At 45.4% G+C, this 11,720-nt stretch carries 11 protein-coding genes; 3 read left to right on the top strand and 8 right to left on the bottom strand.

What is annotated here, in order from left to right; genetic code table 11:
* Nucleotides 1-276: 276 nt before the first annotated feature.
* A complete protein-coding gene (locus DFP77_RS07080) occupies nt 277-1,071 on the bottom strand; it encodes an AraC family transcriptional regulator (protein WP_114411579.1) in 795 nt (264 codons plus the stop codon).
* 98 nt (nt 1,072-1,169) lie between these two features.
* On the opposite strand from DFP77_RS07080, the gene DFP77_RS07075 reads away from it, so the two are divergent.
* Nucleotides 1,170-1,436, top strand: coding sequence for a DUF7709 family protein (locus DFP77_RS07075; protein WP_114411578.1), 267 nt, complete (start codon nt 1,170-1,172; stop codon nt 1,434-1,436).
* Nucleotides 1,437-1,647: 211 nt separating this feature from the next.
* On the opposite strand, the gene lplA is transcribed toward DFP77_RS07075, so the two are convergent.
* The 7 genes from lplA to DFP77_RS07040 all read right to left on the bottom strand — a co-directional run bounded on the left by lplA (nt 1,648) and on the right by DFP77_RS07040 (nt 9,813).
* Entirely contained in the window at nt 1,648-2,661 is a 1,014-nt protein-coding gene (lplA, locus tag DFP77_RS07070) for a lipoate--protein ligase (protein WP_114411577.1), read from the bottom strand.
* A 121-nt stretch (nt 2,662-2,782) separates the two neighbouring features.
* Nucleotides 2,783-3,259 (bottom strand): transcription elongation factor GreA, encoded by a 477-nt coding sequence (gene greA / locus DFP77_RS07065; RefSeq protein ID WP_114411576.1) that lies wholly within the window; start codon nt 3,257-3,259, stop codon nt 2,783-2,785.
* Nucleotides 3,259-6,474, bottom strand: coding sequence for a carbamoyl-phosphate synthase large subunit (gene carB, locus DFP77_RS07060; RefSeq protein WP_114411575.1), 3,216 nt, complete (start codon nt 6,472-6,474; stop codon nt 3,259-3,261). The genes greA and carB overlap by 1 nt, the downstream gene beginning before the upstream one ends.
* Before the next feature lie 23 nt (nt 6,475-6,497).
* A complete protein-coding gene (gene carA / locus DFP77_RS07055; protein WP_114411574.1) occupies nt 6,498-7,628 on the bottom strand; it encodes a glutamine-hydrolyzing carbamoyl-phosphate synthase small subunit in 1,131 nt (376 codons plus the stop codon).
* Between the two features lie 262 nt (nt 7,629-7,890).
* Nucleotides 7,891-8,442: a DJ-1 family glyoxalase III gene (locus DFP77_RS07050; RefSeq protein WP_114411573.1), complete on the bottom strand. Its 552-nt coding sequence runs from the start codon at nt 8,440-8,442 to the stop codon at nt 7,891-7,893.
* Nucleotides 8,443-8,467: 25 nt separating this feature from the next.
* Nucleotides 8,468-8,944, bottom strand: a complete 477-nt coding sequence (locus DFP77_RS07045) for a GNAT family N-acetyltransferase (protein ID WP_114411572.1) — start codon at nt 8,942-8,944, stop codon at nt 8,468-8,470.
* Between the two features lie 32 nt (nt 8,945-8,976).
* Nucleotides 8,977-9,813 (bottom strand): hypothetical protein, encoded by an 837-nt coding sequence (locus DFP77_RS07040; protein ID WP_114411586.1) that lies wholly within the window; start codon nt 9,811-9,813, stop codon nt 8,977-8,979.
* A 179-nt stretch (nt 9,814-9,992) separates the two neighbouring features.
* On the opposite strand from DFP77_RS07040, the gene DFP77_RS07035 reads away from it, so the two are divergent.
* Both DFP77_RS07035 and DFP77_RS07030 read left to right on the top strand, forming a co-directional pair.
* Nucleotides 9,993-10,781, top strand: coding sequence for a transporter substrate-binding domain-containing protein (locus DFP77_RS07035; protein WP_114411571.1), 789 nt, complete (start codon nt 9,993-9,995; stop codon nt 10,779-10,781).
* Between the two features lie 105 nt (nt 10,782-10,886).
* On the top strand, nt 10,887-11,693 hold the full coding sequence (locus DFP77_RS07030; protein WP_114411570.1) for an amino acid ABC transporter permease: 807 nt from the start codon (nt 10,887-10,889) through the stop codon (nt 11,691-11,693).
* The last annotated feature ends 27 nt before the right edge of the window (nt 11,694-11,720 follow it).

The raw sequence follows: 11,720 nt of genomic DNA, 5'->3' as shown, positions 1-11,720 counted from the left end.
AACAGCATCTTTGTGCTCAGGTCGCGCACGAGCTCACCGATTTCCCGATGCGATAAGTGCTAGCTAAACACCCATCAAGAAGAGATACAAGGTCGCGCCTTCAGGCCGACACCCCCTCAACATGAAGCCATAATCAGCCCAACACAGACTTTTGCACATGACACCAAGCCAAGCGGCGTTTCTCCCTCGAAACTATCGCCTACCTCATCGAAACGCCGCTTAGCTTTCTTGTGCCTTCAACTCATCTATCGAGTCAAACAATGCTCTAATGTATTTTCAAGAGACAGACTCCTTTTTGTACCCTTGAATATATTGGCCCGGTGTTACGCCCATTACACGGCGAAACATGACAATAAAGGCGCTAACATTTTCATAACCCAAGGCAAATGCAATATTGGTCACAGGTACATTATCGGCTAACATTTCGATGGCTTTTAATACTCTCGCTCGTTGTCGCCATTCCGAAAATCCTAAGCCCGTTTGCTCGTTAAAACGGCGCGCTAGTGTTCTTGAAGACAAACCAATCACCTTTGCCCAATCCTCCAAGCCACGATTATCCGCAAGGTTCGCCAGTAAGCCATCGGTCATCTGTTTTAATAACGGCAACCTAGGTTGCACCAAACCTAGAGGCGTCTCTTCTAAACTCGCGATTTCATCGAACAGCACATCCGATAAACGACCTTTCACAGTCTGAGGTGTATCGCCTTTCCAGCTGGCCGCACGATGCACAAGCTCTTTTAGTAAACGCGTAGTCTGAAGGCTTTTTACTGAGTTCGCCAGAAGCTGACTTTTCGCTGAATCAAGATACACACTCCAGCCCTTAAAAGGACCATAAGATTTCACCCCATGAAGAGTATTCGATGGAACCCACACTGCATGAGTTGCTGGCACCACCCACCAAGCTGATTCCGTTTGAATCGACAATAGCCCTTCTAAACTGCCAATCAATTGACCAAATGCATGTCGATGCGTTTCGGTTTCTCTTATTTTGCTTTCTATCAATTCCACAGACATGATCAATTCAGCATCAGATTGATTAATCATGTTCAAAGGCAAAAGGGGGCTTTTCATTTTGGCAATTTCTCAGTATCGAATGTCTTATTTACTGGAGTATAGCCAAAATTCAAACATTATACTGAATCCTCATTCATCGATAAGAGAAGCGACTTATGACATCAACTATTACTAAACCAGAAGATATTTTACCCGAAGGTATCAACCAAGCGAATCTTAAGGGCATTAATATTCGTAAAGGCACGGTTGCAGCATTTTTGCAAAATACTAAACGCTGGCAAGACCCAACCACTAGCAAAGAAGAAAAAATAGAACTGTTCGATGCCATTCAAAAAGCACTTCCGACATTGCAAGTATTGGGTATGTTTGAAGTATTTCAGTTTCAAGATAAAACGCTTCGAGCTTTAATTGAAGAGCGATAACTTATCGCTTTAGATGACACTGTTAAAGTGCTGCTTAATTAGTTGAGTATGGAACTTTGATTCCAATCTGCTAAATAGGTAATTTCATCGAGTTAACCTATTTAGCAGCAAGTGTTTATTTTAGTCACCAATGCATCTCACATTAGCTGTGGAACCAAACTCCTCTGCGAAGTATTGAATAACTACCAATTAATGAGGAGTTTTTTATTCTCTAAGCAACCGCCTTCACCAACCACTCTTTCATTTCTTCCAAATCCGCTCTATGGTCTAGATAGCTTTCAATAACCAAGTCGACACAATCTGCAATGGCATCTGGTCGGTAGATGACGCCGACGAGCTTTTCTGCAAGCAGCTCAATTGGATCTGGAAACAAGCTGTCGGTAAAGGTTTGCGCGGCGGTAATTTTCGCGTTACTCAGGTCAAGGTGAATTTCTACTCCGCCCCATTTGAAGCGCTCGTCTAGCGTGTGAGTAAATTGCGGCGATTTACCAAAGTTCCAATCCCAGCTTTGTTGTTGTTCGAATTTCTCAAGGAAGCCAGGCAGATCTGGTAAGGCTTCAGGGGAAATTTCTTCTATGGTTGGCGTTTCACCAAAGTATTCACAGAAAGACGCCACAATGGCGTCACACACCAATTGGTGATTAATCTGTGGATAAAGTAAATCAAGGTTGGTCACACGAGATCGAACTGAAGTAATGCCTTTTGACTGCAGCTTTTTGACATCAGGGTTTAGGTAATTAGCTAAGCGACTCAAATCCGCGTGCAGCAATAAAGTACCATGATGAAAGCCACGGTCTTTGGTTTCTTTGTAGGCAGAGCCAGAGAATTTACGCATCTCTTCTCCCTCCCCCACCACCAAATCATTTCGACCATTGGCGTAGCCTTCTATACCAAGTTTCTTCAAGCCTTGCAGAACGATCTCAGTCGACACTTCTTTGTTGTATTCAGGCTTGCCCGCCATGAAAGTGAAGTTAGTATTACCCAAGTCATGAAACACTGCTCCACCGCCACTTTGGCGACGAGCAAGGTGAATCTCATCTTGCTCCATTTTATTGATATTACATTCTTTCCAAGGGTTCTGAGAGCGACCAATCACAACGGTATCGGCGTTACGCCATAAGAATAAGACCCGCTGATCGGCAGACATAGCACGGAAAATACAATCCTCCACCGCGAGGTTAAAATGAGGATTATTAGAATGGGAGATCAAAATTCGGCTTGCCATGGCAGTCTCTCTTGTCACAAAAGGAATAAGCTTAAAAATCAGCTATCTTTATAACGTTTTCTCAGGCATAAAAAAACCACGGCGCTTTCACACCGTGGTTTTTAAGAGAAAATCTAATACATTAGATGTATTCGACTTTCTCAACTTCATATGTTGCTTCGCCGCTTGGGATTTTTACAATGACTTCGTCACCTTCTACTTTCCCAATGATAGCTTTCGCGATAGGTGAAGCGTAAGAGATTTTCTTCTCTTTCACATCAGATTCGTCGTCACCAACAATTTTGTAGGTAACCGTCTCTTCGGTATCAACATTGAAAAGTGTCACTGTTGTGCCAAAAATAACTTTCCCAGATGCTGGCAGCGCTTTCACATCAATCACTTGTGAATCTGCAAGCTTGCCTTCGATCTCTTTAATACGACCTTCAGCAAACCCCTGCTCTTCGCGAGCTGCATGATATTCAGCATTTTCTTTTAAGTCGCCATGCTCACGCGCGGTTGCGATATCCGCAATCACGCGAGGACGGACGACAGTTTTCAAGTGATTAAGCTCTTCTCTAAGACGAGCTTCACCCTCTACTGTCATTGGTACTTTTTTCATTATTTCCCCAAGTGCAAATCTTGCAGTCTTCTAACTTTCGTTTCACCTGTTAGGCTAATCGCCATACTCGTAGCTTCAGCACCAGCCAATGTTGTAGTGTAACAAACCTTGCGCTGTAATGCTGTACGACGAATAACAGAAGAATCTGCAATCGCTTGCGTACCTGACGTGGTATTGATGATGTAATCAATTTCGCCATTTTTCATCATATCAACGATATGCGGACGACCTTCATTCACCTTGTTCACTTTACGAACTTCAACGCCACGTTCTGTTAGGTATTTTGCTGTGCCTTCGGTGCCGACAAGGTCGAAACCTAGCTCTGCCAAGCGACGAGCTACATCTACCGCACCTTCTTTGTCCATATCGCGAACACTGATAAAAGCACGGCCCGATGTTGGCAGTTCAGTACCACCGCCAAGAACAGCTTTACCAAAGGCTTCTGCGAAGGTATCACCCACACCCATAACTTCGCCTGTAGACTTCATTTCAGGCCCAAGAATCGGATCCACGCCTTGGAACTTATTGAATGGGAAAACGGCTTCTTTCACGCTGTAGTATGAAGGGATGATTTCTTTGGTGAAACCAAGCTCTTCCAGTGTTTTACCCGCCATGACCAAGGCTGCAACTTGCGCCAAAGAACGACCGATACACTTAGACACGAAAGGCACGGTACGTGATGCACGAGGGTTAACCTCGATCACATAAATTTCGCCGTCTTGAACCGCAAGCTGAGTGTTCATCAAACCAATAACGCCAAGTTCTAGCGCCATGTTTTTAATCATCTCTCGAATGTCGTCTTGCACTTCTTTCGACAAAGAATAAGGTGGTAAAGAACAGGCCGAGTCACCAGAGTGAACGCCCGCTTGTTCGATATGTTGCATGATGCCGCCGATAACCACTTGCTTACCATCGCTGATACAGTCGATATCGATTTCAATCGCGGCATTCAAGAAGTGATCTAGCAACACAGGGCTGTCGTTAGATACTTTCACAGCGCTGGTCATGTAGCGCATCAACTCTTTTTCGTTGTACACGATTTCCATCGCGCGACCGCCCAACACATAAGAAGGACGAACCACAAGTGGATAACCAATGACGGCAGCTTTCGCTGCAGCTTGCTCAATACTACGCACTGTCGCGTTATGTGGCTGTTTGTAGCCCAAACGCTGGATCATGCTTTGAAAACGCTCACGGTCTTCTGCACGGTCAATAGACTCAGGCGTTGTACCAATGATTGGCACTCCTTCGTTCTGCAAAGCACGAGCAATTTTCAGCGGAGTTTGACCACCAAATTGAACAATTACGCCTTTTGGTTTTTCTTTTCGAACGATTTCTAGCACGTCTTCAAGCGTTACTGGCTCGAAATACAAGCGGTCAGATGTATCGTAGTCAGTCGATACGGTTTCAGGATTACAGTTAACCATGATGGTTTCGTAACCGTCTTCACGTAGACCTAGCGCCGCATGTACACAGCAGTAATCAAATTCAATACCTTGACCAATTCGGTTTGGACCACCACCAAGAATGATGATTTTATCGCGATCCGTTGGCGCTGCTTCACACTCTTCTTCGTATGTTGAATACATGTAAGCTGTATCAGTAGCAAACTCAGCAGAACAAGTATCTACGCGCTTGTAAACTGGGTGAACATCCATCAAGTAACGACGCTCACGCATGGATTTCTCAGTCACGCTCATCAAGGTAGCAAGACGCGCATCAGAGAAGCCTTTACGCTTTAGACGACGAAGTACGTCGTACGTCATGTCGATCAGACCTTTGTCTGCCAACGCAGCTTCTTCTTTGATCAAGTCTTCGATTTGCACCAAGAACCAATGATCAACACCTGTTGCTGCGTATACTTCGTCAACAGTCATGCCTGAACGGAAGGCATCGCCAATATACCAAATACGCTCAGAACCAGGAGACTGAAGCTCGTAAGCCAACTTCTCTTTACTGTTTTCTTCAGCTAAATCTAACTGAGGATTGAACCCGTCAGAACCTACTTCCAAACCACGTAGGGCTTTTTGCAAGGACTCTTGGAAAGTACGGCCAATCGCCATCACTTCACCAACAGATTTCATTTGCGTTGTAAGGCGGTCATTAGCTGTTGGGAATTTCTCGAAAGTGAAACGAGGAATCTTAGTCACAACGTAGTCGATTGCTGGCTCGAAGCTCGCTGGCGTTTGGCCGCCAGTGATGTCGTTTTGCAACTCATCAAGCGTATAACCAATCGCCAATTTCGCAGCGATTTTCGCAATTGGGAAGCCCGTTGCTTTCGATGCCAAAGCAGACGAACGCGATACACGAGGGTTCATCTCAATAACAACAAGACGACCTGTTTGTGGATCCATGCCAAACTGTACGTTGGAACCGCCTGTCTCTACACCGATCTCACGCAATACCGCTAAAGAAGCGTTACGCATGATTTGATATTCTTTGTCAGTCAAAGTTTGTGCTGGCGCAACCGTGATAGAGTCACCTGTGTGAACACCCATCGCGTCGAAGTTTTCAATCGCACAAACGATGATGCAGTTGTCTTTTTTGTCGCGGACAACTTCCATCTCGTACTCTTTCCAACCGATCAAAGATTCATCGATTAGCAATTCGTTGGTTGGAGACAAATCCAAACCACGAGTACAGATTTCATCGAACTCTTCCATGTTGTAGGCGATACCGCCACCAGTACCACCCATGGTGAAAGAAGGACGAATGATACAAGGGAAGCCAACTTCACTTTGTACTTTAAGCGCTTCTTCCATGTTGTGGGCAATACCCGCACGTGGACACTCAAGACCAATCGCTTTCATTGCTTGGTCGAAACGATTACGGTCTTCCGCTTTATCAATTGCGTCAGCTGTCGCACCGATCATTTCCACATTGTATTTTTCTAGCACGCCGTGACGCTCAAGATCCAACGCACAGTTCAGTGCTGTTTGACCACCCATAGTAGGTAGAACCGCATCTGGACGTTCTTTCTCGATGATTTTCTCAACAGTTTTCCATTCGATTGGCTCGATGTAAGTTGCATCAGCCATAACAGGATCTGTCATGATGGTCGCTGGGTTGGAGTTCACTAGAATAACGCGAAAACCTTCTTCACGAAGCGCTTTACACGCTTGTGCACCAGAATAGTCAAACTCACATGCCTGACCAATAACAATAGGACCTGCACCTAAAATTAAGACGCTTTTTATGTCAGTACGTTTTGGCATAATATTTCGCTCCGCTCCTACTTTTAGGCTTTAGTGGCTTTGATGTTTTCAATGAACTGATCGAACAAAGGCGCCACATCATGTGGACCTGGGCTCGCTTCAGGGTGACCTTGGAAGCTGAATGCACTTTTATCTGTACGTGCGATGCCTTGCAAAGAGCCATCGAACAAAGATTTATGAGTCATCACAAGGTTAGCTGGCAACGTATCTTCATCTACCGCAAAACCGTGGTTTTGGCTGGTGATCATCACAGTGCCTTTTTCGATCGCTTGTACCGGGTGGTTTGCACCGTGGTGACCAAACTTCATTTTTTTCGTTTTTGCGCCAGAAGCCAAAGCCAAAAGTTGGTGACCAAGACAGATACCGAAAACAGGAATCTCTGTTTCTAGGATCTCTTTAATCGCTTGGATCGCATAATCACATGGCTCTGGATCACCAGGACCATTGGATAGGAAGACGCCATCTGGATTTAGCGCCAATACGTCACTAGCAGGTGTTTTCGCAGGAACAACAGTCAAGCGGCAACCACGCTCAACCAACATGCGAAGAATATTGCGTTTCACACCGTAGTCATAAGCCACTACGTGGAAATCGAAAGATTCTGGTGTTGTATGACCATTGACAAGATCCCAAGTAGACTCAGTCCACTCGTACGCTTTCTCAACGGTAACTTCTTTGGCTAAATCCATGCCTTTCAAACCTGGGAAAGCTTTGGCAGCAGCAACCGCAGCCGCTTCATCCAGATTTTCACCTGCCATGATGCAACCCGCTTGCGCGCCTTTCTCGCGAAGGATACGTGTTAATTTACGTGTATCGATATCGGCGATGCCAACCACACCTTTGCGCTTCAAGTAAGAGTCTAAAGACTCTTGTGAACGCCAGCTGCTAGCAACTAAAGGTAGATCACGAATAATCAGGCCTTCACACCAAACATTGCTGGACTCTTCATCTTCAGGGTTAACGCCAGTATTCCCGATATGGGGATAGGTCAAGGTGACCATTTGTCGAGCATAGGAAGGATCAGTAAGTATTTCTTGATAACCGGTCATCGAGGTGTTGAAAACAACCTCGGCGGTTGAGGAGCCATCTGCTCCGATCGACACCCCTTTAAAAATCGTGCCGTCTTCCAGAGCCAGAATCGCTGATGTTGCCAAAGGAACCTCCCATTTAGAGCCTATCAGGTTGCAAAAAAGCGAGACAAACCGGCGGCTCATCTCGCTTTTAAGAAATTGCGTTTTTGCCGTTCATCCAGTGATGGATAATCAAAGGATCTCGCGTTCAAAAAATCTGCCTAATTCTACTCTTATACGCCTTTAGCGTCCACCGAATTGCCGAGAAAACAGGCGAAAATACGCAAATAGAGCATATTTTTTCTTGACTTATTAGTCAGGAATAATATCTACCTATCAAACACGCTTAACACAACAAACCATCGGCCACACTTTGAGCAGCTTCATAGCCTTTTAAATTGCCCAACACAGTCAATGAAAAAATCATCGCGGTTGCTGGCCCTCTGGACGTCAGAATGTTGTCATCCATGACCACTGGTTCATTAGGCAAATACTCTGCGCCAGTTAAGCCGCCCTCAAACCCTGGATAACAAGTCGCTTGTTTATCGACAACAAAACCATGAGTACCAAACACCACGGCAGGCGATGCACAAATCGCAGCTAACAAAGCATCTTGAATGTCATGCTTTTCCAACATATCAATCAATAACTTACAATCACGGAAATGCTCAGCACCAGGCATACCACCTGCCAAAACCACGGCATCAAAAATCTGATCAGCTACATCCGTCAATAATACATCCGCTTCTAGCTTAGTGTTATGCGCCATCACAACCTGTTTTGACTCATGAATACTCGCAACAGTGACGTCTAGGCCACCACGTCTCAAAACATCAATAATAGTAATAGCTTCAATATCTTCGTTGCCGTTCGCAATAGGAACTAATACCTTGCTCATACTCACCTCTTTAAAACAATTAAATTCATAGTATTTTGGTAAACAAACAGGCCGCTTCGCGTCCCTGTTCTGTTTGTGCTTTTTTTTCTATTTGATAGTAATTTTTCCGGCGCCCCACTAACTCAAACCCCAAAGATTCATAAAGGGAAATAGCACCGACATTCGACTCACGCACTTCTAGCAAAAGTTCACTGACATCTTGCTGCGCAACCGTTTCTGACCAAACCATCATCAACTGTCTGGCTAGCCCCTGTCTACGCACAGAGGAATCAATCACAATTAATTCTAATTCGGATTGATCAAGCACAACCGATGCAGTCAGCCAACCTAAGACAACATGCGGCGTACAGCCTACCGACTCAAGAATCCAGTTTTCGCGGCTTTGCAAAGCATCAGCCACCAATTTTTCGCCCCAAGGGTGAGGATTAGACAAAGCATCAAGTTGAATAATGGCAGGTAAGTCAGAAGCAACGGCTGGACGGAGAGAAATAGGTACATTCATAGGATTCAAAATCACATCAGTCGCGAATGGAATTAGCTAAAAAGCGTAGACTGCATTTCTTCCCACGCTTCTTTGCGAAGCTCTGGAATACGATGCAGCTCAGGCAAACTAACAATCCGTGCGGTAGGATATTGCTTCAATACATTATCAGCTGGTAAATCTTCCACCAGCTGAGCCACCTTGGCACCTGCCAGTACCAATAAAGGTGCATCAGGAAAATCTTTCACCAAGCGACCTACATAGCTTTCTAAGGCGCCAAACAACCAATCGGTACGATTTAAAAAGTACGGATTACGTAATTGTCCAGGCCAGCTAAACGCACTACCCTGCCATTCATCAATAGGCTTTTTCAGTAGAGCTTGACCCATTTTCAGCGCTAAACGCTCAATGTCCTCTGCTTGCGAAAACACCTGCGGCACATCACTGAGAATTAACAACTTATTCGACAAAGCATAAGCTCGAATATCAAGGTGTGTAATTTGGCTGACAACATTGGACTTAGGCTCAATCACAATATCCACAGCTAACTCTTCGATTGGCTGTAAATCTTCAACGATAATTTCCGGCCCTGCATTTAACTGTTCACGCAGGTTGTGAACCAAAGGCTCTTTTTCCTCTGGAGTCAAAGTTACCACAGGCGGTGGAACCGCTGCTTGGAAACCAGTTGAATAGGCATCAGACGAAGCCTGTGACGAAACACCTTGCTCAACTGCAACATCAATTGGCCAAGGCTGAGGCGGCATAAAAACCGTACCCGACACACTGTCCGTGGCAGAATCACTTTTCTCAATGGACAACCAGGAAACCACGCCCATTTGCGCTAAGCAATGCGTTTGAAAAGCCTGTTGAGGTGGTAATTCGCGGGACATAATAACCTTAATCGCAGTCGTAAAAGTGCACATTCATTGAATTGAATATTGGTAAGCAAATATACCCGCTTACGTCGTGAGATGCCACTTGATGGCCTGAAGCTTGCTAGAGATATTTGCACGATGCCTGTGTATAATCGCAAACCAATTTTGCTAACACCCCCAAAAGGTATGAAAACATGATGTCTTTGTTATCTCGTTTGATGGTTATCGCTGCCGTTTCGATTAGCAGCCTCAGCTTCGCCGACAGCTTGCCAGACCTTAGAGGTCGAACTATTTTAGCTGTCACCGAAAATGCCTACACACCACTTAACTTTGTCGACCCAGCAACAGGCGAAGGTATTGGTTGGGAGTACGACGCCATGAACGAAATTGGCAAACGCCTAAATGCCAACATCGAATGGCACCTAAGCAGCTGGGACACCATGATCCAAGCCGTCAAACAAGGCCAATACGATGTAGGTATGGACGGCATTACAATTAATGAAGAACGCGCAGAGCAAATTGACTTCACTATTCCTTACATGACCTCTCAGCAGTTCATGTTAGTGCGCGCCGATGAAGATCGTTTTAACGATGCTAAATCTTTTGCTGCTAACACAGATCTACAATTTGGCGCGCAAGCAGGCACCACCAACTTTTATGTTGCCGTCTACGATGTGCTTGATGGCGATGAAAACAACCCTCGCATCACCTTATTGGACACTTTTGGTGCATCAGTCCAAGCACTGAAATCTGGCGATGTTGACAGCGTACTTATGGATGCTGCGTCGGCTCGCGGTTACATTGGCGCCAATCCAGGCGCGTTTAAAATAATCGGCGGCCCATTGGGCTCAGAGGATTTTGGTTTAATTCTGACTCCTGGATCAGATCTTTTAGAGCCAATCAACGCGGCAATAAAAAGTATGAAACAAGACGGCACCTTAGAAGCGCTAAATAAAAAATGGTTTTTCGACTATAACCAGTAACAAATTCCGTTAAATAGAAACAACAACACAGTAACGGAACGTCTATTCTAGGCTTTCCGCTATTAATTGAAGATGACCAAGGAATGGTCCTAATATGAATTGATTATGCCCTTTAAGAAATCCCTAGAACGCACGCCGTGGTGGCTCGTCACCATCATCATTATCGCTCTGGTTTTGCTATGGAACATGATTTCCGACCAAAGCTACCAACGCATCGCAGGCGCACTAAGCGAAGGGTTACTGACCACAATCGGCGTAACCTTCACCGCTTTTATACTAGCAAGTTTTCTTGGGTTATTAATTGCACTGGCAGGTTTTTCACGTTATCGCCTTCTTCGTGAATTCGCCCGTTTTTATGTAGAAATCTTCCGCGGTATTCCAGTGCTCGTTCTACTGTTTTACATCGCCTTTGTCGGCGCACCGGAAATGGTAAAACTCTACAACTGGGTGTTACAAATACCGATCGAAGCGGGCTGGATAGAAAAAGCCCGCACAAGAGATTTCTCCCTACTGTGGCGCGCTATTATCGCCCTAGCCATCAGCTACAGCGCCTTCATTGCCGAAGTCTTCCGCGCCGGCATTCAAGAAGTAGGCAAAGGACAAATAGAAGCGGCCAAGGCACTGGGCTTGTCCAACTGGCATCGCTTTCGTCTCATCACCCTGCCCCAAGCTATGCGTAAAATCTTGCCACCGCTTGGTAACGACCTGGTCGCCATGATCAAAGACTCCGCCCTCGTTTCAGTACTCGGCGTACAAGACATCACCCAACTTGGCAAAGTATTCAGCTCCTCCACCTTCCAATTCTTCGAAACCTACAACGTCGTCGCCTTCATGTACCTCGTACTCACACTCAGCTTATCGCTCATGATCCGTGCTTTTGAAGCGCACCTAAGACGCAATGATCATCATTGACTAGAGACATCAGCACTTAAAAACTAA

The sequence above is a fragment of the Marinomonas foliarum genome (assembly GCF_003337275.1).
In the GTDB taxonomy this organism is placed as follows: domain Bacteria; phylum Pseudomonadota; class Gammaproteobacteria; order Pseudomonadales; family Marinomonadaceae; genus Marinomonas; species Marinomonas foliarum.
The sequence above is the reverse complement of the archived record's forward strand: the minus strand, read 5'-3'. Positions and strand labels throughout refer to the sequence as shown.

Excerpts from the sequence above, each read along its gene's own strand:
- DFP77_RS07080 (WP_114411579.1), bottom strand. The coding sequence starts at position 1,071 with ATGAAAAGCCCCCTTTTGCCTTTGAACATGATTAATCAATCTGATGCT.
- DFP77_RS07075 (WP_114411578.1), top strand. The coding sequence starts at position 1,170 with ATGACATCAACTATTACTAAACCAGAAGATATTTTACCCGAAGGTATC.
- lplA (WP_114411577.1), bottom strand. The coding sequence starts at position 2,661 with ATGGCAAGCCGAATTTTGATCTCCCATTCTAATAATCCTCATTTTAAC.
- greA (WP_114411576.1), bottom strand. The coding sequence starts at position 3,259 with ATGAAAAAAGTACCAATGACAGTAGAGGGTGAAGCTCGTCTTAGAGAA.
- carB (WP_114411575.1), bottom strand. The coding sequence starts at position 6,474 with ATGCCAAAACGTACTGACATAAAAAGCGTCTTAATTTTAGGTGCAGGT.
- DFP77_RS07050 (WP_114411573.1), bottom strand. The coding sequence starts at position 8,442 with ATGAGCAAGGTATTAGTTCCTATTGCGAACGGCAACGAAGATATTGAA.
- DFP77_RS07045 (WP_114411572.1), bottom strand. The coding sequence starts at position 8,944 with ATGAATGTACCTATTTCTCTCCGTCCAGCCGTTGCTTCTGACTTACCT.
- DFP77_RS07040 (WP_114411586.1), bottom strand. The coding sequence starts at position 9,813 with ATGTCCCGCGAATTACCACCTCAACAGGCTTTTCAAACGCATTGCTTA.
- DFP77_RS07035 (WP_114411571.1), top strand. The coding sequence starts at position 9,993 with ATGATGTCTTTGTTATCTCGTTTGATGGTTATCGCTGCCGTTTCGATT.
- DFP77_RS07030 (WP_114411570.1), top strand. The coding sequence starts at position 10,887 with ATGCCCTTTAAGAAATCCCTAGAACGCACGCCGTGGTGGCTCGTCACC.